The organism is Streptomyces sp. SolWspMP-5a-2 (genome assembly GCF_900091845.1).
In the GTDB taxonomy this organism is placed as follows: domain Bacteria; phylum Actinomycetota; class Actinomycetes; order Streptomycetales; family Streptomycetaceae; genus Streptomyces; species Streptomyces doudnae.
In genome coordinates this window covers 1-23,002 of record NZ_FMCI01000218.1, presented here as the reverse complement: position 1 = coordinate 23,002, position 23,002 = coordinate 1, and the positions used below count along the sequence as shown (strand labels likewise).

Annotated in this window: 19 protein-coding genes; 5 read left to right on the top strand and 14 right to left on the bottom strand. The window is 73.2% G+C overall.

The genetic code is table 11. The annotated features are described in order from the left end of the window. The 3 genes from GA0115242_RS42325 to GA0115242_RS22155 all read right to left on the bottom strand — a co-directional run. Positions 1–513, bottom strand: a 513-nt coding sequence (locus GA0115242_RS42325) for a chaplin (RefSeq protein WP_237549232.1), incomplete at its 3' end; no start/stop codon positions are given. A gap of 109 nt (positions 514–622) precedes the next feature. Next, positions 623–850, bottom strand: a complete 228-nt coding sequence (locus GA0115242_RS22160; protein WP_093831156.1) for a chaplin — start codon at positions 848–850, stop codon at positions 623–625. 305 nt (positions 851–1,155) lie between these two features. Then, a complete protein-coding gene (locus tag GA0115242_RS22155; protein WP_093831154.1) occupies positions 1,156–1,572 on the bottom strand; it encodes a rodlin in 417 nt (138 codons plus the stop codon). A 196-nt stretch (positions 1,573–1,768) separates the two neighbouring features. Here GA0115242_RS22155 and GA0115242_RS22150 point away from each other — a divergent pair, with 196 nt between their 5' ends. Together GA0115242_RS22150 and GA0115242_RS22145 are read left to right on the top strand one after the other, a co-directional pair. Next, positions 1,769–2,182 (top strand): rodlin, encoded by a 414-nt coding sequence (locus GA0115242_RS22150; RefSeq protein WP_093831152.1) that lies wholly within the window; start codon positions 1,769–1,771, stop codon positions 2,180–2,182. Positions 2,183–2,445: 263 nt separating this feature from the next. Next, positions 2,446–2,856, top strand: a complete 411-nt coding sequence (locus GA0115242_RS22145) for a rodlin (protein WP_093831150.1) — start codon at positions 2,446–2,448, stop codon at positions 2,854–2,856. Between the two features lie 60 nt (positions 2,857–2,916). Here GA0115242_RS22145 and GA0115242_RS22140 read toward each other — a convergent pair whose 3' ends face one another. The 9 genes from GA0115242_RS22140 to iolC form a co-directional block, all read right to left on the bottom strand. After that, a complete protein-coding gene (locus GA0115242_RS22140) occupies positions 2,917–4,842 on the bottom strand; it encodes an AMP-dependent synthetase/ligase (protein WP_093831148.1) in 1,926 nt (641 codons plus the stop codon). Between the two features lie 96 nt (positions 4,843–4,938). Next, entirely contained in the window at positions 4,939–7,044 is a 2,106-nt protein-coding gene (gene ligA / locus GA0115242_RS22135; RefSeq protein ID WP_093831146.1) for an NAD-dependent DNA ligase LigA, read from the bottom strand. A gap of 85 nt (positions 7,045–7,129) precedes the next feature. Next, positions 7,130–7,990 carry an ABC transporter permease gene (locus GA0115242_RS22130; RefSeq protein ID WP_093831144.1) on the bottom strand — a complete coding sequence of 287 codons (861 nt, stop codon included), beginning with the start codon at positions 7,988–7,990 and terminating at the stop codon, positions 7,130–7,132. After that, a complete protein-coding gene (locus GA0115242_RS22125) occupies positions 7,987–10,629 on the bottom strand; it encodes a CocE/NonD family hydrolase (protein WP_161353237.1) in 2,643 nt (880 codons plus the stop codon). The genes GA0115242_RS22130 and GA0115242_RS22125 overlap by 4 nt, the downstream gene beginning before the upstream one ends. 194 nt (positions 10,630–10,823) lie before the next feature. Next, a complete protein-coding gene (gene mmsA, locus GA0115242_RS22120; RefSeq protein ID WP_093831142.1) occupies positions 10,824–12,326 on the bottom strand; it encodes a CoA-acylating methylmalonate-semialdehyde dehydrogenase in 1,503 nt (500 codons plus the stop codon). A 14-nt stretch (positions 12,327–12,340) separates the two neighbouring features. Next, the gene (iolD, locus tag GA0115242_RS22115; protein ID WP_093831140.1) at positions 12,341–14,224 is read right to left on the bottom strand and encodes a 3D-(3,5/4)-trihydroxycyclohexane-1,2-dione acylhydrolase (decyclizing); all 1,884 of its coding nucleotides are present in this window, start codon (positions 14,222–14,224) and stop codon (positions 12,341–12,343) included. Continuing rightward, complete coding sequence (iolB, locus tag GA0115242_RS22110) at positions 14,221–15,033, bottom strand: 5-deoxy-glucuronate isomerase (RefSeq protein ID WP_093831138.1); 813 nt, start codon at positions 15,031–15,033, stop codon at positions 14,221–14,223. Before iolB ends, iolD begins: the two co-directional genes overlap by 4 nt. 8 nt (positions 15,034–15,041) lie before the next feature. After that, positions 15,042–15,956, bottom strand: a complete 915-nt coding sequence (locus GA0115242_RS22105; RefSeq protein ID WP_176729881.1) for a Cgl0159 family (beta/alpha)8-fold protein — start codon at positions 15,954–15,956, stop codon at positions 15,042–15,044. Further along, positions 15,953–16,903, bottom strand: a complete 951-nt coding sequence (gene iolC / locus GA0115242_RS22100) for a 5-dehydro-2-deoxygluconokinase (protein ID WP_093831136.1) — start codon at positions 16,901–16,903, stop codon at positions 15,953–15,955. Before iolC ends, GA0115242_RS22105 begins: the two co-directional genes overlap by 4 nt. 124 nt (positions 16,904–17,027) lie before the next feature. On the opposite strand from iolC, the gene GA0115242_RS22095 reads away from it, so the two are divergent. After that, positions 17,028–17,969 carry a sugar phosphate isomerase/epimerase family protein gene (locus tag GA0115242_RS22095; protein ID WP_093831134.1) on the top strand — a complete coding sequence of 314 codons (942 nt, stop codon included), beginning with the start codon at positions 17,028–17,030 and terminating at the stop codon, positions 17,967–17,969. A 446-nt stretch (positions 17,970–18,415) separates the two neighbouring features. Further along, the gene (locus GA0115242_RS22090; RefSeq protein ID WP_093831132.1) at positions 18,416–18,616 is read left to right on the top strand and encodes a helix-turn-helix transcriptional regulator; all 201 of its coding nucleotides are present in this window, start codon (positions 18,416–18,418) and stop codon (positions 18,614–18,616) included. Between the two features lie 7 nt (positions 18,617–18,623). Here GA0115242_RS22090 and GA0115242_RS22085 read toward each other — a convergent pair whose 3' ends face one another. Together GA0115242_RS22085 and GA0115242_RS22080 are read right to left on the bottom strand one after the other, a co-directional pair. Further along, positions 18,624–19,667: a zinc-dependent alcohol dehydrogenase family protein gene (locus GA0115242_RS22085; RefSeq protein ID WP_093831130.1), complete on the bottom strand. Its 1,044-nt coding sequence runs from the start codon at positions 19,665–19,667 to the stop codon at positions 18,624–18,626. A gap of 52 nt (positions 19,668–19,719) precedes the next feature. Continuing rightward, the gene (locus GA0115242_RS22080; RefSeq protein WP_093831128.1) at positions 19,720–22,029 is read right to left on the bottom strand and encodes an MMPL family transporter; all 2,310 of its coding nucleotides are present in this window, start codon (positions 22,027–22,029) and stop codon (positions 19,720–19,722) included. A gap of 172 nt (positions 22,030–22,201) precedes the next feature. On the opposite strand from GA0115242_RS22080, the gene GA0115242_RS22075 reads away from it, so the two are divergent. Further along, positions 22,202–22,858, top strand: coding sequence for a TetR/AcrR family transcriptional regulator (locus GA0115242_RS22075; protein ID WP_093831126.1), 657 nt, complete (start codon positions 22,202–22,204; stop codon positions 22,856–22,858). The last annotated feature ends 144 nt before the right edge of the window (positions 22,859–23,002 follow it).

Genomic DNA, 23,002 nt, shown 5'->3' with positions numbered 1-23,002 from the left:
GTGGTGGCCGCCCGTGGGAGGCGGCGGGGTGTGGTGACCGCTGGGCGGGGGTGTGTGGTGGCCGCCGTGGGGCGGGGTGTGGTGAGGCGGGGGCGTGTCGTCCTCGCCGTAGCCGCCCTCCCTGCCGTGACCCGGGGTGTCGCCGTAGCCGTACCGGGGCTCGTCACCGTGACCGCGGCCCGACTCCTCGTCGTAGCCGTAGCCGTAGCCGTAGTCCGCGTCCTCGGCGTACGACATCGCGGGGACCCGGTGGTGGTGGTGACGGACGTGCGGGGCGTTCACGCACGAGTTGCCGAACGTCGGGTTGAGCGCGGCGGCGCCGTCGACGGAGTTGCCGCACGCGTTCACCGGCACGTCGACCGGGACCGCGACGCTGTTGCCGGACAGGACACCCGGCGAGTCCGTGGCGGCCCCGCCCGCCTGCGCGTCGGCGAAGGCGGGGCTGCCGTACAGGGACAGAATGCTTGACGCGGCGGCCGCCACGACCATTCCCTTGCCCAGGGTCTGACGCATCTCGTTGTCTTCCTGCTTGAAGAAGTGGGAAAAGCCGGCCTCGGCACCGGAGGCGGTGTCCGAGGCCGGCTTGGATCAGCCGTAGGGCCGAGGCGTGAGCGCTACGCCGTCAGTGGTTGGCGCAGACGTTCCCGAACGCGGGGTTCAGCAGACCGATCACGTCGATCGAGTTGCCGCACACGTTGACCGGGATGTGGATCGGAACCTGGACCACGTTGCCGGAGAGGACGCCCGGCGAACCGATGGCGGCACCCTCGGCACCCGAGTCGGCGAAGGCCGGGGCGGCCAGGCCGAGCGTCATGATCGCGCCCGCGACGACAGCGGCGGTCTTCTTCATGAGGTTTCCCTTCTCTGCGGTCATGCCCAGGTGGCGGTCGAAACCGACGCGAGCACAGCCGGAACGGCTCGCACCATGACCTACGGGCTGGAAACGAGAGACGGGCGCCGGAAGAAACTGCGGAACCCGGACCACCTGACAATTCACTCGAACGCTGCGCGCGGAAAGGAGCGGTGGACGCGCGGAGGCGGTATCGCGAACCCGGGGCAGGAACGCTTCTCCAGAGGGATTGTCAGGAAATCCGGCAGGCCCGTGCGGTCACGCCTGAACACGGCGCGACCGCACGGGCCCGGGTACGGCGGTGGTCAGCTGCCGAGGGAGCCGTTGCCCGAGAGCACCGGGATGTTGTCCAGCACGTGCGAGACCGGCTCGTCACCCTTGGCCTGGGTGGAGTTCTCGGCGCACTGCTGGTTCTGCGGCGCGGACAGGACCGGCACGTCCTGCAGGGCGGTGACCGGGACCAGGACGCCCACCAGCGACGCGGCGTTGACCTTGGCCGGCAGGCCCACGCAGAGCTTGTTCAGCGAGCCCTGGACCAGCGAGGACTGGGGGCTGAGGTCGCCGTGCGTCTTGGCGTTGCCGAACGCCTGCTCGGCGCCGTTGCCGTTGACGGTGGTGACGCCGCTGTCGTTGCCAATGGCCAGCGCCTGGGGGGCCGCGGTCGCCGAGACGCCGACGACGGAAGCCGCGACCGCGGTGGCGGCCATTGCCTTCTTGAACATTTCTCCGGGTTCCTTTCCTGACGGGGCCGCACATTGCTGCCCCGTCACTTCAACCAGACGGGCCCGGATAGGTTTCGACGCTTCACCCGCCCGGATTTCCACTGAGCCATTGGAGTGAACCCCAGCAACCATGCGGGCCGGGGTCAGTTGTGCAGGACGCTCCGGTGGACGGGGTTTCTCCAGAAGGGACATGCAAGTGATCAAGAAGGTTTTGGCTGCCGCGGCTATCGCCGCTTCCGTCGCCGGTGTTTCGGCCGCCACGGCGCCCCAGGCGCTGGCGATCGGCAATGACGGTGGCGTCACCACCACCAACGGCAACGGCGCCGCGCAGATCTACGGCAACCAGGCCACCTACGGCAACATGAGCCCCCAGATGGCGCTCATCCAGGGCTCGCTGAACAAGCCCTGCATCGGCCTGCCCGTCAAGGGCAACCTGGCCTCGCTCGTCGGCCTGGTCCCGGTCACCGTCGCGCAGGACGTGCCGATCCTGTCGGCCCCGCAGAACCAGCAGTGCACCGAGAACTCCACCCAGGCCAAGGGTGACGAGCCGCTCTCGCACATCCTGGACAACATCCCGGTCCTGTCGGGCAACGGCTCCGCCGGTAGCTGATCCGCAGACGCACCCCAGAGCGGGCCGCCGAGTCACTCGGCGGCCCGTTCGGCGTGTCCGGGGTGCGGGGTGCGCGGACGCCTCGGGGCGGGGGGCGCGCGGGCGCGGTCGGGCGGGGGGCGCGTTCCGTGGCGCACGCTGGGCCGATCGGGGCATAAAGCGCAACCAAACCGCTCGCCGGGGGTTGATCAACACGCGGCTCTGCAACGGAGTCCGTCTCCGAAAACTCTGCACGGAGTCCGCTCTCCGAAAGGGAAAGAATCATGAAGAAGCTGCTGGCGACCGCGGCCATCGCCGCCTCCGTCGCGGGTGTCTCGGCCGCCACCGCTCCCCAGGCGCTGGCCGTCGGCAACGACAACGGCGTGACGACCACCAACGGCAACGGCGCCCTCCAGTCGTACGGCAACCAGGCCACCCACGGCGACATGAGCCCCCAGCTCTCGCTCGTCCAGGGCACCCTGAACAAGCCCTGCATCGGCCTGCCCGCCAAGGTCAACGCCGCGTCGCTCGTCGGTCTGGTCCCGGTCACCGTCCTGCAGGACGTGCCGATCCTGTCCGCGCCGCAGAACCAGCAGTGCACCGAGAACTCCACCCAGGCCAAGGGTGACGAGCCGCTCTCGCACATCCTGGACAACATCCCGGTCCTGTCGGGCAACGGCTCCCTGGGCAGCTGACCGCAGCACCACCCGAGCGGGCCGCCGATCCACTTCGGCGGCCCGCTTCGCCGTGTCCGCTCAGGGGCGCCGGTACAGCGCCTCGATCCGCTCGGCGTACGCGGCCGTCGCGGCCTGCCGCCTGACCTTCAGGGACGGGGTCAGCAGGCCGTTCTCCTCGGTGAACTCGCCCTCCACCACGGCGAAGGCGCGGATCGACTCGGCGCGGGAGACGGCCGCGTTGGCGTGGTCGACCGCGCGCTGGACGTCGGCGCGCAGCCGGGCGTCGTCGGCCAGGTCGGCGATCGGGGTGCCGGCGGGCAGGCCGCGGACGGCGAGCCAGTGGGCGAGCGCCTCGGGGTCGAGGGTGACGAGGGCGGCGACGAAGGGGCGGTTGTCCCCGACGACCAGGCACTGGCCGATCGGCGGGCGGCTGCGCAGCCGGTCCTCCAGGACGGCGGGCGAGACGTTCTTGCCGCCGGAGGTGACCAGGATGTCCTTCTTGCGGCCGGTGATGGTGAGGTAGCCGTCGGCGTCCAGGGAGCCGAGGTCGCCGGTGGCGAACCAGTCGTCGCGCAGGACGGCGTCGGTGGCGGCCGGGTCGTTCCAGTAGGCGCGGAAGACGATGCCGCCCCTGATCAGCACCTCGCCGTCGTCGGCGATGCGGACGGCGGTGCCGGGGACGGGGATGCCGACCGTGCCGGGGCGGGGCCGCAGGGGCGGCACGATGGTGGCGGCGGCGGAGGTCTCGGTGAGGCCGTAGCCCTCGTAGACGACGATCCCGGCCGCGTAGAAGAAGAGGTTGAGGTCGCGGTCGAGCGGGGAGCCGCCGCTGATGGCGTAGCGCATCCGGCCGCCCAGCTCCTTGCGGATGCGGCGGTAGACCAGCAGGTCGTAGAGGGCCCGGGCGGCGCGGAGCGCGGGGCCAGGGCCCTTGCCGGTGCCCAGGAAGCGGTCGAGGTGGGCCTGTCCGAAGCGGACGCCGAGGCGGTGGGCGCGGTCGAAGGAGGCGCCCCGGCCGATCTTCTCGGCGGTGGCCCGGCCGGTGTCGTGGATCTTCTCGAAGAGGTAGGGGACGCCGACGAGGAAGGTGGGGCGGAACTCCCGCAGCGCGGGCCGGAGTTCGGCGGGTCTGATGCTCGGGCAGTGGCCGGTCTCGATGCGGGCCAGCAGGCAGGCGATCTGCAGGGTGCGGCCGAGGATGTGGGCGAGCGGCAGGAAGAGCAGGGTCGAGGCGGCCCGCCGGGAGACCGCCTTGAAGACCGGGTGCAGCAGTTCGACGGTGTTGGCGGCCTCGGCGTGCAGGTTGGCGTGGGTGAGGACGCACCCCTTGGGCCGTCCCGTGGTGCCGGAGGTGTAGCAGAGGGTGGCGACCGCGTCGGGGGTGAGGGCGGCGCGGCGCCCGGTGATCTCGTCGTCGGGGACGTCACGGCCGAGTGCGGTGAGCGCGCCGAGGGCGTCCGCGTCCAACTCCCAGGTGCGGGGCGGTTCTTCGAGGCCGAGGGTGCCGGTGCGCACCGTCTCCGCGTGGTCGGCGGTCTCGGTGACGACGAGGCGGGTGCCCGAGTCGCCGATGATCCACGCGACCTGCTCGGCGGAGGAGGTGGGGTAGACCGGCACGGTGCTGCCGCCCGCGGCCCAGACGGCGAAGTCGAGCACGGTCCACTCGTAGCGGGTGCGGGACATGACGGCGACCCGGCCGCCGGGTTGGAGTCCGGCGGCGATCAACCCCTTGGCCACCGCGTGGACTTCGGCGGCGAAGGCGGCGGCGGTGACCGGCCGCCAGGTCCCGTCCGGGGTGCGGCGGCGCAGCACGACGGCGGTGGGCGCCTCGGCGGCGTTGGTGAAGGGGAGGTCGGCGAGGGAGCCGGTGACGGGAGGGGCCGCCAGGACCGGGGTGCGGGCCTCGCGGACCGTGCCGTGCTCGTCGGTGACGGTCACGGCCCCGGCGCGGGCGGCGGGGCCGGCGCGTCCGGCGGCCCGTTCCAGGTCCCTGCGTACGCTCATGGCGGCTCCCGTCGGTGCGGCGTGAACTTACCCGGGAGTCAACTTACTCACGCGTAACCATGGGTCAAGAGGTCGCGCGGCAACGGGAGTCGGGGTTCAGCGGGCGGCTCCGTCCGCCGGGGGGCCGATGAAGTCGGCGACCAGGGCGGCGAACGCGGCCGGGGTGGTCAGCTCGACGCCCAGGGCCTGCGCCTTGGCACGCTTGGACCCGGCGCCCTCGCCCGCGACGACCAGGGTGGTCTTCTTCGAGACGGTGGAGGAGGCGCGGCCGCCCGCCCGCTCGACGAGTTCGTTCATCTGGTTGCGGCTGAGGTTCTCCAGGGCGTCGGTCATGGTGCCGGTGACCACGACCGTCATCCCGGTCAGCGGGCCGCCGCCCGGGGCTGCCCCCGCGTCCGCCGTCTGCTCCCCTGCCGTCTCCCCCGGTGCCGGCGGGGTGGCGCCCGGCTCGGTCATGTTGACGCCGGACGCGGCGAGCCGGTCGATGAGCGGGGCCAGGGTGCGCAGCTCCTCGACGATCGACGGGGCCTTCTCGGTGCCGATGCCCTCGACCTGCCGCATCGCCTCCGCGTCGGCCGCCCTGATGTGGTCCATGGTGGCGAAGTGGCGGGCGATGCGGCGGGACATGGAGCGTCCGGTGCCGCGCACGCCGAGGGCGCACAGGACCCGTGACAGCGGTCTTCCCTTGGCCGCGCCGATCGCCGCCAGGAGGTTGTCGGTGCTGGTGCCGCCCATCCGCTCCAGGCCGAGCACCTGGTCGCGGGTGAGGGTGAACAGGTCGGCGAGGTCGGCCACCAGACCGGCGTCGACGAGCTGGACGACCCGGGTGTGACCGAGGCCCTCGATGTCGAGCTGGTCGCGGCCCGCCGCGTAGGAGAGGGAGGCGACCAGGTGGCAGTTGCGGCCCTGTTCGCAGCGCCAGCGCTCCTGGCTGGTGTCGATGCCGGCGCCGCAGCGCGGGCACGCCTCGGGGAAGGCGATGGGCTGTTCCTCGCCGGTGCGCAGGTGGACGACGGGGGCCTCGACGCGCGGGATGACGTCGCCCGCCCGGTGCACCATCACCTGGTCGCCCAGGCGCAGGTCGCGGCGGGTGATGTCGGCCGGGTTGTGCAGGGTGGCGTAGGTGATGGTGGCGCCGTCGATCTCGACCGGTTCGAGGACCGCGCGCGGGGCGATGACGCCGGTGCGGCCGACGTTCCACTCCACCGCCGTCAGCCGGGTGATCTTCTCGACGGCGGGCAGCTTGTAGGCGATCGCCCAGCGCGGCGCCCGTGATCCGGAGCCCGCGGCCCGCTGGTCGGCCGCGAGGTCGGCCTTGATCACGATCCCGTCGATCCCGAACGGCAGCTCGGGGCGCAGGGCGGCGATCTCGCGCACCCGGGCGAGGACCTGCTCGGCGCTGTCTGCGGTGGTGCCGGGGACCGGGGTGCCCGCGGTGGTGTTGACGCCGTAGGCGGCGGCCCGCGCCATCAGCTCGCTGTGCGGCAGGTCGGCGAGGGCGTCACGGCCCTCCTCGGTCAGGGGCAGCAGGCCGTAGCAGAAGAACGTCATCGGGACGGTGTAGGCCCGCTCCCGGGCGCGCAGGCTGCCCGCGGCGGCGCCGCGCGGGTTGGCGAAGGGCTGGCCGCCGTGGGCGGCGCGCACCTCGTTGGCGTGCTCGAACTGGGCGTGCGTCATGAGGATCTCGCCCCTGACCTCCACGGTGACCGGCTCGCTCAGCTCGCGCGGGAGGCCCTCGACGGTGCCGATCGCGTGCGAGACGTCCTCTCCGGCCGTGCCGTCGCCCCGGGTGATCAGCTGTCCGAGGCGGCCGCGGGTGTAGCGGGCGGCGACGGCCAGGCCGTCCAGCTTGGGTTCGACGCCGAAGCGGGTGACGTCGTGGCCGACGCGGCGGGCGAGGGAGGCGGTCCAGGCCGTGAACTCCTCCGGCGAGAACACGTTGTCCAGGCTGAGCATGGCCACCGTGTGCGGGACGTCCCCCTCGACGGCGCCGCCCGCGACCTTCCCGGTCGGGGAGCCGGGCAGGACCTGGTCGGGGTGGCCGGCCTCCCAGGCGTCGATGCCGCGCACCAGCCGGTCGTAGGCGTCGTCGTCGAGCGCCGACGTGCCGTCCCGGTAGTAGGCGGCCGCCGCCTGCACGGCGGCCTCGACGGCCTGCGCGTAGGCGGCGGCGTCCTCGATCACTGCTGCGGGTGTGGTCATGGCGTCATCCTGCACGCCACCACTGACAATCGGCCCCGGGCGCGTGCCCCTGCCCCTGCCCCTGCCCCTGCCCCTGCCCCTGCCCCTAGGAGACGATGTCCTTGCGGGCGAAGCCCCGGAAGGCGAGGGCGAAGAGGATCACCGCGTAGGTGACCGAGACGGCCGTGCCCTGGAGCATGCCGGACCACTGCGGGTTCGGCTGGACGGCGTCCGCCCAGGCGTACTGCCAGTGGGCGGGCAGGAAGTGGCGCCAGTCGCCGAGGGCCGTCACGGCGTCCAGGACGTTGCCGACGATGGTCAGGCCGACCGCTCCGCCGACCGCCCCGAGGGGTGCGTCGGTCTTGGTGGAGAGCCAGAACGCGAGCCCGGCGGTGACCAGTTGGGAGACGAACAGGTACGCCACGACCACCACGAGGCGCTGCGCCGCGGTGCCCGGGTCCAGGGCGCCGCCGGTCGGGATCTGCAGCGGGCCCCAGCCGTAGGCGGCGCTGCCGACGGCGATGGCCACCACGGGCAGCAGGATCATCGCGGCCAGGCTCATGCCGAGCCCGACGACCAGCTTGGACCACAGGAGCCTGGCCCGGGGCACGGGTGCCGCGAGCAGGTAGCGCAGGGAGGACCAGCCCGCCTCCGAGGCGACGGTGTCCCCGCAGAACAGGGCGACCGGGATGACCAGCAGGAACCCGGCCGACACGAAGAGGTTGACGGCGGCGAAGTTGGCGCCCGAGGCGGTGGCCGTGTCCATCAGCGTCACCCGGTCGCCGCGGCCGTCGGGGTCACCCCCGATCGCGAAGGCGACCAGCAGCACGAACGGCAGCGCGGCGAGGATGCCGCCCATGACCAGGGTGCGGCGGCGGCCCAGTTGCCTGGCCAGCTCGACCCGCAGGGGCAGGGTGTGTCCGGCCCGGTAGCCGCGGGCGGCCTCGGTGAGCGCCGGGGTGCTCATGCGGAGCCTCCGATCAGGGTGAGGAAGGCGTCTTCGAGGCGGCGGTGCGGTCCGACGGAGGCCACCGGCACGTCGAGCCTGACCAGTTCGACGACGAGGTCGCGGGCGGTGCCGTCGGGGGCGAGGCGGACCAGGACGCCGTCGTCGGCGCGGACGGCGGAGACGACGCCGGGCAGCGCGGCGACCTTCTCCACGACGGGGTCCTCCACCGGCTCCGCGGTGCCGATCAGGAGGGTGTCGCCGGAGCCGACGATCTCGGCGACCGGGCCCGCCTGGACCAGCCTGCCGCGGTCCATGACCACGAGGTGGGTGCAGGACTGCTCGACCTCGGCCAGCAGATGGCTGGAGACGATGACGGTGCGTCCGGCGGCCGCGTACCGGATCATCACCTCGCGCATCTCACGGATCTGCGGCGGGTCCAGGCCGTTGGTGGGTTCGTCGAGGATGAGCAGGTCGGGCAGGCCGAGCATGGCCTGCGCGATCGCCAGGCGCTGGCGCATGCCCTGCGAGTAGGTGCGCACCGCGCGGGCCAGCGCGTCGCCGAGCCCGGCGATCTCCAGGGCCTCGTCCAGGTGGGCGTCCCCGGCGGGGCGGCCGGTGGCCCGCCAGTACAGCTCCAGGTTCTCCCGGCCGGACAGGTGCGGCAGGAAGCCCGCGCCCTCCACGAAGGCGCCGACCCGGGAGAGGACGGGGGCGCCGGGGCGGATCGCCTGGCCGAAGACGCGGATCTCGCCGTCGTCCGGCTCGATCAGGCCCATCAGCATCCGCAGGGTGGTGGTCTTGCCCGCGCCGTTGGGTCCGAGCAGGCCGAGGACCTGGCCCTTCTCCACCCGGAAGGACAGCTCCCGCACCGCGTACCGGTCGGCGGAGCGGGCGTAGCGCTTGCTCAGGCCGGTGATCTGCAGCGGGACGTCGCCGAGCGCGGGGTCGGGCGGGGCGGCGGCGGTGCGGCGGCGGGCGGTGAGCAGCAGCGCGGCGGCGACGGCCGCCCCGGCGAGCGGCAGCCACCACACCCAGGCCGGGAGGGTGCTCGCGGCGGTGCGGACGCCGGGGGCGGTGGGCACCTGGAGGTCGCTCTTGAGGGAGACGGTGTAGGTGGCCGGGGCCGCCGGGGAGGCGTAGCCGAGGTCGGTGGAGGCGAGGACCAGGCGGAGCCGGTGCCCCTGTTCGACCTTGTGGTCGATCGCCGGGAGCGTGAGGGTGACGTCCTTGCCCGCCCTGGCGCCCTCGACGCGCACCGGGGTGACCAGTTGGGAGGGCAGGACGGAGCGGGTGCCGTCGGCGGCGACGTCGTACACCTTGGCGAACAGGACGGCGTCGTCGCTGGTGGACCTCACCTGGACGGTGACCTTGGGTGATCCGGTGATCCGCAGGTCGGAGCGGACCGGGGCGGACTCGAAGCGGGCGTACTGGCCGGGGAAGTCGAGGGAGACGCCGACGCCGAGGGCGGAGAGCTGGGAGAGTCCCGCGCCCGCGCCGAGTCCGGGCAGCGCGGAGACGGCGGGCGGGACGGCGCCCGCCGGGTTGGCGAAGCGCTGCTCCCGGCCGCTGAGGGCGACGGGTTCCAGGCCGCTCTCCAGGCCGGGGTAGCGGTCCGAACCGGCGCCGCTGAGCAGGGTGGCGCCGTCGCTGGAGTCGACGCCTCCGGTGCGGGTGACGCGGAAGGCGGGGCCGGTGGCGGCGGCCTTGTCGTTCCCCAGGTAGCGCTCGAACCAGGCGCGGGTGCGGCTCTGGACGCGAGCGGCCTCCAGGTCGCCGCCGTCGTGGCCGCCCGCGATCCAGTCGACGTCGACGAGGGCGCCGTTGGCGCGGATCGCCGCGGCGGCGGCGTCGGCCTGGCCGAGCGGGAAGAGGGAGTCCGTCTGGCCCTGCGTCAGCAGCGTGGGCACCTTGATGCGGGTGGCGACGGCGGACGGCGAACGGGCCTCCAGCAGGTCGCGCGCGGCACGGTCCGGGGTGCCCGACTCGGCGACCCGCTCGTACATCCGGCACAGGTCGGGGCGGAACTTCGCGCAGCCGCCGCCGGAGTTGACGAAGATGCCCGCCCACAGCTTCTTGAAGACGCCGTTCGGGAAGAGGGCGTCGGCGAGGTTCCAGTAGGTGATGGCGGGCGCGATGGCGTCGACCCGTTCGTCGTGCCCGGCGGCCAGCAGGGCCACGGCGCCGCCGTAGGAGGCGCCCGCGACGCCCACCCGGGGGTCGCCCGGCCCGTCCAGCTCGACCTGCGGCTGGACGGCGAGCCAGTCGATCAGCTTCGAGACGTCCTCGACCTCGCCCTCGGGGTCGTTGAGGCCGATCTCGCCGGTCGAGCGGCCGAAGCCGCGGGCGGACCAGGTCAGCACCGCGAAGCCGTCCCTGGCGAGGTCCTCGGCCTGGGCGCGGACGTCCTGCTTGCTGCCGCCGAAGCCGTGGGCGAGCAGGACGGCGGGACGGCGGCGGTCACCGGGGCCCGAGGTGAAGTACGAGGTGTCGATGCGGACGCCGTCGATCGCCATCGGACGGTCCGTCCGGTGCACCGGTGGTGTCCCGTCGGAGGCGACGGCCGTCCAGGTGCCCACCCCGGCGAGGACCGCCACGGCGGCGCCGGCGGCGAACAGCCGCCGGGGGCCGCCCCGGAGGCGGAGCGCGCGTAGATCCATGGGTCCAACGGTACGGGGGCGGTTCGGCGCCAGGGGGCGACCCTGGAAGGAGGCGCCGGGGCGGGGAGTACCGCGATTGGTGTACGGCGGGCGGGACGGAACGGGGGTGCGGCGGCCCGCCGGGGTCGCCGCACCCCGGCCGGACCCGGCGCCGGAGGGGGGCTCCCCCGGGAGCGCCCCCCTCCGGGAAGGTGTCAGTGGTTGCGGGGGAAGCCCAGGTCGACCGCTGACGGACCGTCGGCCGGGTCGGGCCAGCGGGTGGTGACGACCTTGCCCCGGGTGTAGAAGTGCGTGCCGTCGTTGCCGTAGATGTGGTGGTCGCCGAAGAGGGAGTCCTTCCAGCCGCCGAAGCTGTGGTAGCCGACGGGGACCGGGATCGGCACGTTCACGCCGACCATGCCCGCCTCCACCTCGAGCTGGAAGCGGCGCGCGGCGCCGCCGTCCCGGGTGAAGATCGCGGTGCCGTTGCCGAACGGCGAGGCGTTGATGAGGGCGATGCCCTCGTCGTAGCTGTCGACGCGCAGCACGCACAGCACCGGGCCGAAGATCTCGTCCTGGTACGCCTTGGCGGCGGTGGGGACCTTGTCGAGGAGGGAGATGCCGATCCAGTGGCCGTCCTCGTGGCCCTCGACGGTGTGGCCCGTGCCGTCCAGGACGACCTCGGCGCCCTCGGCGGCGGCGCCGGTGACGTAGGACGCCACCTTGTCGCGGTGCGCCCTGGTGATGAGCGGGCCCATCTCGGAGGTCGGGTCGTTGCCGGGGCCGATCTTGATCTTCTCGGCGCGCTCGCGGATCTTCGCGACGAGTTCGTCGCCGATCGCGCCCACGGCCACCACCGCGGAGATCGCCATGCAGCGCTCGCCCGCGGAGCCGTAGGCGGCGCTGACCGCCGCGTCGGCCGCCGCGTCCAGGTCGGCGTCCGGGAGGACCAGCATGTGGTTCTTGGCGCCGCCCAGGGCCTGCACACGCTTGCCGTTGGCGGAGGCGGTGGTGTGGATGTAGCGGGCGATCGGCGTCGAGCCGACGAAGGAGACGGCCTTGACGTCGGGGTGCTCCAGGAGGCGGTCGACCGCGACCTTGTCGCCGTGCACGACGTTGAAGACGCCGTCCGGGAGGCCCGCCTCGGCGAGCAGCTCGGCGAGCTTGACGGCCGCCGACGGGTCCTTCTCCGACGGCTTGAGGACGAAGGTGTTGCCGGTCGCGATGGCGATCGGGAACATCCACATCGGGACCATCGCCGGGAAGTTGAACGGCGTGATGCCCGCGACGACGCCCAGCGGCTGCCGGATCGAGGACACGTCCACGCGGCTGGCGACCTGGGTGGACAGCTCGCCCTTCAGCTGGACGTTGATGCCGCACGCCAGGTCGACGATCTCCAGGCCGCGGGCGACCTCGCCGAGGGCGTCGGAGTGCACCTTGCCGTGCTCGGCGGTGATCAGCTCGGCAATGGCGTCGCGGTTGGCGTCCAGCAGCGCCCGGAACCGGAAGAGGATCTCGGTGCGGCGGGCCAGCGAGGACTGGCCCCAGCTCACGAAGGCGTCCTTCGCGGCGGCGACCGCGGAGTCGACCTCCTCGACGGTGGCGAACGCGACGTTGGTGGTGACGGCGCCGGTCGCGGGGTCGGTGACCGGCCCGAACGTACCCGACGCGCCTTCGACGGACTTGCCGCCGATCCAGTGGTTGACGATCTTCGTCATGCCCAGTTGCTCCTTCACAGATGGCGGCGTCGGGTGGAGACGTGCCGTTCGTACAGCTCACGTGCCTTGACCGCGGACGGCCTGGTGGCGGTCTCGGCCACAGGAACATCCCACCAGGCCTGCGCCGGGGGCGGGCCCGACACTGTGTCTGCCGTTTCGGTCTCGACGTAGACACAAGTGGGAGTGTCGGACGTCCGGGCCCGCGCGAGGGCTTCGCGCAGGTCGCGTACGGTTTTCGCGCGCAGCACCCGCATGCCGAGGCTGGCCGCGTTGGCGGCGAGGTCCACCGGCAGCGGGGCGCCGGTGAACGTGCCGTCGTCGGCGGGGTAACGGTAGGCGGTGCCGAAGCGTTCGCCGCCGACCGACTCGGAGAGGCCCCCGATGGACGCGTACCCGTGGTTCTGCACGAGCAGCAGCTTGATCGGGACGCCCTCCTGGACGGCGGTCACGATCTCGGTCGGCATCATCAGGTAGGTGCCGTCGCCGACCAGGGCCCACACCGGGCGGCCGGGGGCGGCCATCGCCACCCCGATGGCGGCCGGGATCTCGTAGCCCATGCAGGAGTAGCCGTACTCCAGGTGGTACTGGTCCCGGGACCGGGTGCGCCAGAGCTTGTGCAGGTCGCCGGGGAGCGAACCGGCCGCGTTGACGAGCACGTCGGTGTCGTCGACGAGCGCGTCCAGGGCGCCGAGCACCTGCGTCTGGGTCGGCCTGACGTCGGGTTCCTCGGCCTCGTAGGCGGCGTCGACGCGCTGCTCCCAGCGCTCCTTGTCCTCGGTGTACTCGGCGACGTACCGGTCGGCCGCGCGGTGTCCGCAGAGGGCGAGGGCCGCGGTGAGCTGTTCGAGCGCGGAGCGGGCGTCGGCGACCAGCGGGGCGGCGGCGAGCTTGTGGGCGTCGAAGGCGGCGATGTTGAGGTTGAGGAAGCGGACGCCGTCGCCGGTGAAGAGGGTGTGCGAGGCGGTGGTGAAGTCGGTGTAGCGGGTGCCGACGCCGATCACCAGGTCGGCGGTGCGGGCCAGTTCGTCGGCGGTCGCGGTGCCGGTGTGGCCGATCCCGCCGACGTCCTGCGGGTGGTCCCAGCGCAGCGATCCCTTGCCCGCCTGGGTGGCGGCGACCGGGATGCGGGTGGCCTCGGCGAAGGCGGCGAGGGCGTCCTCGGCGCGGCTGTGGTGCACTCCCCCGCCGGCCACCACGAGGGGGCGGCGGGCGGCCCTGATCGCGGTGACGGCGGCGGCGAGGGCGTCCGGGTCGGCGGCCGGGCGGCGGACCGTCCAGACCCGGTCGGCGAAGAAGGCGTCCGGCCAGTCGTACGCCTCGGCCTGCACGTCCTGCGGGAGGGCGAGGGTGACGGCGCCGGTCTCGACGGGGTCGGTGAGCACCCGCATCGCCTGGAGCGCGGCCGGGACCAGGGCCTCGGGCCGGGTGACGCGGTCGAAGAACCGGGACACCGGGCGGAGCGTGTCGTTGACCGACACGTCACCGGCGTGCGGGAGTTCGAGCTGCTGGAGCACCGGGTCGGCGGTGCGGGTGGCGAAGGTGTCGCCGGGCAGCAGGAGCACCGGCAGCCGGTTGACGGTGGCGAGGGCGGCGCCGGTGACCAGGTTGGTGGCGCCGGGTCCGACGGACGTCGTCACGGCGTGCGTGGAGAGCCGGTTGGACTGGCGCGCGTAGCCGACCGCCGCGTGCACCATGGCCTGTTCGTTGCGGCCCTGGTGGTACGGCATCAGATCGGCGTGTTCGAGGAGCGCCTGGCCGACGCCCGCGACGTTCCCGTGGCCGAAGATGCCCCAGGTCGCGGCGATCAGCCGGTGCCGTGCGCCGTCCCGCTCGGTGTACTGGGCCGCCAGGAAGCGGACCAGCGCCTGCGCGACCGTGAGCCTCGTCGTCGAGGTCATCGGTAACCCTCCGTGTGGTCGGGGTGGAAGCAGATCCGCCACTCCCGCGTCCGGCCGGGCCCCGCCATGACGTTCAGGTAGTACATGTCGTGCCCCGGCTGCGCGACCGACGGGCCGTGCCATCCGTCGGGGACGAGGACGGCGTCGCCGGAGCGGACCTCCGCGAGGACGTCCGAACCGCCCTCTCGGGAGGGAGATACGCGCTGATAGCCGAATCCGTTCGGGCCGTCGATCTCGAAGTAGTAGATCTCCTCCAGCTCGGCCTCCACGCCTGGCCGGTCCTCGTCGTGCTTGTGCGGCGGGTACGAGGACCAGTTCCCGCCGGGTGTGACGACCTCGACGGCGATCAGCTTGTCGCAGTCGAAGGCGTCGGCGGACGCGAAGTTGCGGACGTGGCGGGTGCACAGACCGCTGCCGCGTTCCTCGACGGGGACCTCCGGCGCGGGGCCGTAGCGGGCGGGGAGTTGTCGCTCGCACTTCGCTCCTGCCAGGGCGAAGCGGCCTCCCGCGCCGGAGGCGATCTGGACCTGGGCGTCCCGGGGCACGTACGCGAAGTCGGTGACCGACGCGAACACGCTTTCCCTGCCCAGGAGTTGGAACTCGTTCCCGTCAGTGCGCACGGTACATGCGCCCTGCAGGGGAAGGATGATCCATTCACTGTCACCGGTGGTGAAGCCATGGGTACCGCCGGGTGACAGTTCGACGATGCGCAGGCTGCTGTGGCTCCAGCCGGCCCGCTCGGGGTCGATGGCGAGTGTGTGGTCGGCGTCGGCGGTGGTGCCGTGCGCCAGGTACAGCTCCCTGCTCATGCGGGTCCTCACAGCAGTCCGACGGCGGTGTCCACGGCGGCGGCCACGTCGCCGTCCGCCGGGTAGAGCAGGGAACGTCCGACCACGAGGCCGCGCACGGTGGGCAGGCGCAGCGCCCCGCGCCACTTCTCGTAGGCGCCCGCCTGGTCCTCGGGGGAGCCGCCGACCTCGCCGCCCAGCAGCACGGCGGGCAGCGTGGAGGCGGCCATGACCTCGGCCATGTCGTCGGGGTTCTCGGTGACCGGCACCTTCAGCCAGGTGTACGCGGAGGTGCCGCCGAGCCCGGAGGCGATGGCGATGGACTTGGTGACGGCCTCGGCGGAGAGGTCGTTGCGCAGGCGTCCCTCGCCGTCGCGGCGGCTGATGAACGGCTCCACGAAGACCGGCAGACGGCGCGCGGCCATGGCGTCGATGGCACGCGCGGTGGACTCCAGGGTGGTCAGGGAGCCCGGGTCGGAGTAGTCGACGCGCAGCAGCAGCTTGCCCGCGTCGAAGCCGAGCCGCTCGATGTCCTCGGGACGGTGGCCGGTGAAGCGGTCGTCCAGTTCGAAGGAGGCGCCCTGGAGGCCGCCGCGGTTCATCGAGCCGAGGACGACCTTGCCGTCGAGGGCGCCGAGCAGCAGCAGGTCGTCCAGGATGTCGGCGGTCGCGAGCACGCCGTCGACCCCGGGGCGCGACAGCGCCAGGCACAGCCGCCCGAGCAGTTCGGCGCGGTTGGCCATGGCGAACCTGCGGTCGCCGACGCCGAGCGCGCCGCGCGCCGGGTGGTCGGCCGCGACGATCATCAGGCGGCCGTTGCCGCCGAGCAGCGGGCGCCGGGTGCGGCGGGCCGCCGCCTCCGCTATGGCCTCGGGGTGCTCGGTGCGCAGCCGGACCAGCTCGGCGATGTCGACCCGGACGTCGGGGACGCGGGCGGCGGTCACCGTACGGCCCCGGCCGCGACGGCGGCGGCGATCTCGTCGGCGGTGGGCATGGCGGAGGAGCACTCCAGCCGGGAGGCGACGATCGCGCCCGCCGCGTTGGCGTTCCGCATGATCGTCTCCAGGTCGTGTCCGGCCAGCAGGCCGTGGCAGAGGGAGCCGCCGAACGCGTCACCGGCGCCGAGGCCGTTGAGCACCTCCACCGGCAGCGGCGGGACCTCGGCGGTCTCGCCGGTGCGGGAGACCGCGAGGACCCCCTTGGGTCCCTGCTTGACGACGGCGAGTTCGACCCCGGCGTCCAGCAGCGCGCGGGCCGCGGCGTGCGGTTCGCGGACCCCGGTGGCGACCTCCACCTCGTCCAGGTTGCCGACGGCGACCGTGGTGTGGCGCAGCGCCTCCCGGTAGAAGGGGCGCGCCTCGTCCGGGTCGCTCCAGAACATGGGGCGCCAGTCGAGGTCGAAGACGGTGATCCCCGCCCTGGCGCGGTGGGCGAGCGCGGTCAGCGTCGCCGTGCGGCTGGGCTCCTCGCTCAGTCCGGTGCCGGTGACCCAGAAGACGCGGGCGTCGCGCACGGCGTCCAGGTCGAGGTCCCCGGCGTCGATCTGGAGGTCGGGGGCGGTGGGGCGGCGGTAGAAGTACAGCGGGAAGTCGTCCGGCGGGAAGACCTCGCAGAAGGTGACCGGGGTGGGCAGGCCGGGGACCGGGGTGACCCAGCGGTCGTCGACGCCGAAGCGGCGCAGCTCCTCGTGGAGGTAGGTGCCGAACGGGTCGTCGCCGGTGCGGGTGACGACGGCGGTGGCGCGGCCGAGCCGGGCGGCGGCGACCGCGACGTTGGTCGCCGAGCCGCCGAGGAACTTGCCGAAACTCGTCACCTGCGGCAGCGGGACGCCGGTCTGCAGCGGGTACAGATCGACTCCGATCCGCCCCATGGTGATCAGGTCGTACGCCATCGGCTTCCCTTCGTAGCGGCTCTCCTCCGGAGTTCTAGCCCCGCGGACGGAGCCCTGTCAACGTTTTGTCCAGACATTCGGACGAGACCTTGACAGCGCTTCCGGGCGCCCGGAAGCTGACGCCATGACGTCGCTGTCTCCGGGGCCCGCAGAGGCCTCCTCCTCCGCGTCCGCGCTCTCCCGCATCCGGGTCGGATCGGCCCCCGACTCCTGGGGCGTCTGGTTCCCGGACGATCCCCGGCAGGTCCCCTGGCGGCGCTTCCTCGACGAGGTCGCGCAGTCCGGCTACGAGTGGATCGAGCTGGGCCCGTACGGATACCTGCCCACCGACCCCGAAGTACTCCTCGACGAGACCACCCGACGTGGCCTGAAAGTGTCGGCGGGGACCGTGTTCACCGGCCTGCACCACGGCGAGGCGGTCTGGGAGAAGACCTGGGCGCACGTCGCCGACAACGCCTCCCTCGCGCAGGCCATGGGCGCCTCCCACCTGGTGGTCATCCCGTCCTTCTGGCGGGACGACAAGACCGGCGAGGTGCTGGAGCCCGACACCCTGACGCCCGAGCAGTGGCGCAACCTGACCACGCTGACCGAGCGCCTCGGGCGGGAGGTGCGGGAGCGGTACGGGCTGCGGATCGTCGTGCACCCGCACGCCGACACCCACATCGACAGCGAGGAGAACGTCGTCCGGTTCCTGGACGGCACCGACTCCGAGCAGGTCTCGCTCTGCCTGGACACCGGGCACTACGCCTACTGCGGCGGGGACAGCGTCAAGCTGATCGAGACGTACGGGTCGCGGATCGGGTACCTCCACCTCAAGCAGGTCGACCCGGAGATCCTGGCCGACGTGCGGGCCAAGGGGACGCCGTTCGGGCCCGCGGTGGCGCAGGGCGTGATGTGCGAGCCGCCGTCGGGGGTGCCCGCGCTGGGGCCCGTCCTCGAGGCGGCCCAGAAGCTGGACGTCGACCTGTTCGCGATCGTGGAGCAGGACATGTATCCGTGCGAGCCGGATGTGCCGCTGCCTGTCGCGCAGCGGACCCGGGCGTTCTTGAGGTCGTGCGGAGCGTAGGGCCGCGGGCGTTTCGGGGGCACGCGACTGCGTCGCGTTCTTGCGCGGTTCCTCGCGCCCCCCTTGGGCTTCTGTGGGTGGGTGGGCACGCGACTTCGTCGCGTTTCGCGCAGTTCCCCGCGCCCCTGGACGGGGCTCTGTGCGCGGGTGGGGCACGCGACTTCGTCGCGTTTCGCGCAGTTCCCCGCGACCCTGGAGGAGGGCTGTGGGTGGGCACGCGACTTCGTCGGGTTTTGCGTAGTTCCCCGCGGCCCCGGTGGGGGTGGGGTGGTTGTAACAGATGTGACGGGGGTGTGGGGCTTTTGTCACACCCTGTCTACAGGGGTTCTCCCCTTGTGACTCTCTGTCGTTCACCTCGCGCACGCTGGTGATCGCCAGCGCTGCACCGGGCTCCTCCGGCGGCCTTCCCGGCCGTCGTCCCGGCGCGCGCAGGGAGGTGCACGTCCATGACTGACCGCGAGCTCTGGTCGTACAAGAAGATCGCGGCCCACATCGGCGTCCAACCGGACACGGTCCGCTCGTACCGAAAACACGGGCTGCTGCCGCCGCCCGACCATGTCGACGGCGGCAAGCCCTACTGGTACGCCGACACCGTCCGCGCCTGGGTCGCCTCCAGGCCGGGCAACCGCAACCGCAGGACCGACTGAGCCCTCCTCACGTCCAGGGTTCGATCACCGTCACCCCGGCTCCCGGGGCCGTGCCCAGCGCGGCCAGGGCGGCCGGGGTGTCGTCCAGCGGGATCCTGGAGGTGACCAGGAGGTCGGGGCGGAGCGCTCCGGAGGCGACCAGGCCGAGCAGGGGCGGGTAGGTGTGGGCCGCCATCCCGTGACTGCCCAGCAGCTCCAGCTCCAGCGCGATCACCCTGGCCATCGGGACCGGGGTGGTGCCCGTCGCCGAGGGCAGCAGGCCGACCTGGAGATGGCGGCCCCGGCGGCGCAGGCCGTTCACCGACGCGGCGCAGGTGGCCGGTGAGCCCAGCGCGTCCAGCGAGAGGTGGGCTCCGCCGCCGGTCAGGTCACGGACCGCCGCCGCGGTGTCGGGGGTCGCCGTGCCGTCCACGCACTCCGCCGCGCCGAACCGCCGCGCCAGCTCCAGCGCGCCGGGCGCGACGTCGACCGCGACCACCCGGGCCCCGGCGGCGGCCGCGATCATCACCGCCGACAGGCCCACTCCCCCGCAGCCGTGCACCGCGACCCACTCACCGGCGGCCACCCTGCCCTGCTGCACCACCGCGCGGAACGCCGTCGCGAACCGGCAGCCCAGTGCGGCGGCCGTGGCGGCGGACATGTCCCGCGGGACCGTCACCAGGTTGACGTCGGCGTGGTCGAGCGCGACGTACTGGGCGAAGGAGCCCCAGTGGGTGAAGCCGGGCTGGGTCTGGCGCTCGCAGACCTGGTGGTCGCCCGCCGCGCAGGACGGGCAGTCCCCGCAGGCGCAGATGAACGGGACGGTGACCCGGTCGCCCGGGTGCCAGCCGGTCACCCGGGCGCCCACCGCCTCGACGGTCCCGGCCAGTTCGTGGCCGGGCACGTGCGGGAGCGTGATGTCCGGGTCGTGCCCCTGCCAGCCGTGCCAGTCGCTGCGGCACAGGCCGGTGGCCTCGACCCGCACCACCACGCCGTGCTCCGCGGGCTTCGGGTCGGGCACCTCCCGCACCTCGGCCGGTTCCCCGTACCGCTCGAACACCACAGCCCGCATCCGCCGGACCTCCCTCGTCGTCGCCCGCCGGTCCACGATGGACCGTCCCACGCTAACCGCGGGTGGTGACCTTGTCCGCGTCGGCCTCGGACCCGGTGCCGGCCCCGGTGCCCGCGTCGGCTCCCTTCTCGGGGCCGGGAACCTCGTCCCGGGGTCGGCCGGGGGCGGGGGCGGAGTGCGGCCGTTCCGGTGCGGCCGGGCCCTCGCTCACCCCGAACCGGGCGTGGAAGGCGCGCAGCGGGGCCGGTGCCCACCAGGTCGCCCGGCCGGTCAGCCGCATCACCGCCGGGACCAGGAGGCTGCGGACGATCATCGCGTCCATCAGGACCGCCAGGGCGATGCCGAGGCCCAGCATCTTGGTGTTGGTGACGCGGGAGGTGCCGATGGCGACCATCACCACCGCCAGGATCACCGCCGCCGCCGTGATCAGCCCGCCGGTGCGCTCGACGCCGTGGCGGACGGCCGACTCGTGGTCGCCCGTGCGGTCGTACTCCTCCTTGATGCGGGAGAGCAGGAAGACGCCGTAGTCCATGGAGAGGCCGAAGGCGACGCAGAACATGATGACCGGGAGGGTCGTCTCGACGGAGCCCGGACTGGTGAAGCCGAGCAGGCCGGCCAGGTGGCCGTCCTGGAAGACCCAGACCACGGCGCCGAACATCGCCGTCAGGCTGAGCGCGTTGAGCGCCACCGCCTGGAGCGGGATCAGCACGCTGCCGGTGAGCAGGAAGACCAGGAAGAGGGTCACCACCGCGATGAACGCGAGCGCCCACGGCAGGCGTTCGCCGATGGCGTGCTTGGTGTCGACCAGGACGGCCGCCGTGCCCGTCACCTTGGTGTCGAAGGGGGCGTCGACGGAGCGCAGGCCGTCCACCAGCCGCTGGGCGCCGTCGTCCACCGCCTCGCCCCTGGGCTGCACGGTGAAGTACGCCCGGTCGCCGTTCACCAGGGGGCCGTCGACCCGCAGCACCCCCGGCAGGCCGGATATCCGCTCCTTGTAGGCCGCGTACTGGGCCTCGGTGGCCCGGCCCTCGGTGAGGACTTCGAGGCCCGCGCCCGGGGTGCCGGGGAAGCCCTCCCTGATGTGCTGCTGGACGACGTGGGACTCGGCGGACGAGGGCAGTTGGCGGTCGTCCGCGGTGCCGAACCTGACGCCCAGGAAGGGCAGGCCGAGCAGGACGAGGACGGCCGTGGTGCCCAGCGCGAAGAAGGGCGCCCGGCGCATGACGAGCGTCGCCGTCCGCCCCCAGGCCGAGACCCGCGGGGCCTGGGCGCCCGGTGTGCGGCGGTCACCGCGGCGGAAGAGGCGGCGCAGGTCGAGGGAGTCGACGCGGTGGCCGAGCAGGACCAGCGCGGCCGGGAGCAGGATCAGCGCGGCCGCGGCGGCGAGGAGCACCACGGCGATGCCCGCGTAGGCGAAGGAGCGCAGGAAGTACTGCGGGAAGAGGAGCATCGCGGCGAGCGAGACGGCGACCGTCAGGGCGGAGAACAGGACGGTCCGCCCGGCGGTGCGCAGGGTGGTGCCGATCGCCGTCACCGGGTCGGCGCCCGAGGACAGCTCCTCGCGGAAGCGGCGGACGATGAAGAGGGCGTAGTCGATCGCGAGGCCCAGGCCGAGGGCCGTGGTGAGGTTCATCGCGAAGACCGAGACGTCGGTGAACGACGTGAGGCCGCGCAGGATGGCGTTGGTGCCGAGGATGGCGACGACGCCGATGCCGAGCGGCAGCAGCGCGGCGATCGCGCTGCCGAAGACCATCACCAGGAGCACGAGGGTGACCGGCAGGGCGATCAGCTCGGCGCGGGTCAGGTCCTCCTGGATGATCGTCTGCATCTCGTGGCGGACGGCGACCTGGCCGCCGACCCTGACCTCGACCGGGCCGTGGGTGCCCCGCAGCTCCGGTGCCAGCCGGTCGAGGGTCTCCCCCATCTGCTTCTCGTCACCCGTGATGCGGGCGGCTATCAGGGCCTCGTGGCCGTCCTTCGCGCGCAGCGCGGACGCCGACGCGGGCGGCGCCTGCCAGTAGGAGCCGACGCCGGTGATGCCCTTCTCGGCGGCCAGCCGTCCGGCGAGGCCGCGGGCCGCGGCGGCGACCTCGGGGTCGTCCACCGACGCCTTCCCGGCGTCGAGCAGGAGCAGCAGGTTGGGCTGGGAGTCGGGGAAGGAGTGCTCCAGCGCCTTGGTCGCGTAGGTCGACTCGGCCGCCGGGTCCTCCCAGCCGCCGCTGCCCAGCCGGTCGGCGACGCCGCTGCCCGCGACGACCGCGAGGGCCGTGAGCACGAGCGCGACCAGCAGGGACAGCCGTGGCCTCGCGGTCACGAATCGGGTCCAGCCCCCGGGCGGGGGCGGGGTGTTGACTTCGGTCATGGTGCGGTGACCCCTTCACCGTGAAGCAGATGGAACGCGTCGCGACGCGGGGATGCAGCGCACATCCCGCCGACGCCATAAAATGGCAAACACGAGACCGCGCTCGCGTTTCATTAGAATGCGAGCGACCGCTCGTGTTTGTCAACCGCGTTCGGAGACTTGGGGATAACCGGTGCCCGACAACCCGCAGAGCGAGCAGCCGCGCCGCCGTCAGGCGCGCGGCGAGCGACGCGTCGCCCAGCTGCTCGAAGCCGCCGCGAACGTCTTCTGCACCACCGGCTACACGGCGGCCAGCACCAACGCCATCGCCCGCGAGGCCGGGGTCTCGCCGGGCACGCTCTACCAGTTCTTCCCGAACAAGGAAGCGATCGCGGTCGAGCTGAGCAGCAAGCTGATGCACGAGATGCGGGAGTCGCACGGCGAGACGCTCGCGCTGGTGGACCCCGCGGCCTCGGTGGCGGACGTCATCGACACCACCATCGACCGGCTGATCGACTTCACCTGCCGCCGCCCGGAGTTCTTCGCGCTCGTGCACGGCCCCGACATCCCCGGCCGGATAGCCGAGGAGCACGACGCGCTGCACCTGAGCATGGTGCAGCGGGTCGAGGAGCTGGTCGCGGCCTTCCTGCCCGGGGCGCCGCGCGCCGACGTCGAGCGGGTCGCGCAGGTCTGCCTCGGCGTCTACAAATCGGGCCTCGAACTGGTGCTGGCCCGGGAGGGCGCCGAGCGCGACGCCTATGTGCGGGAGATCAAGGACGTCCTCATCCGCTACCTGGAACCCCTGGTCGAGCAGCACGGCTCCGGCACGCCCGCGCCCGCGACGCACTGACCGACCCCCGGGATGACCCGCGGCGATGCCGAGCGGCAGCGGGACGGGGCCTTGGGCGGGACGGACGGCGGGGCCGGGTCCCGGGCGGGGCGGGCGGCGGCGGGCCGGGTTCCGGCCGGGACGGGCGGCGGGCGGACGGGCACC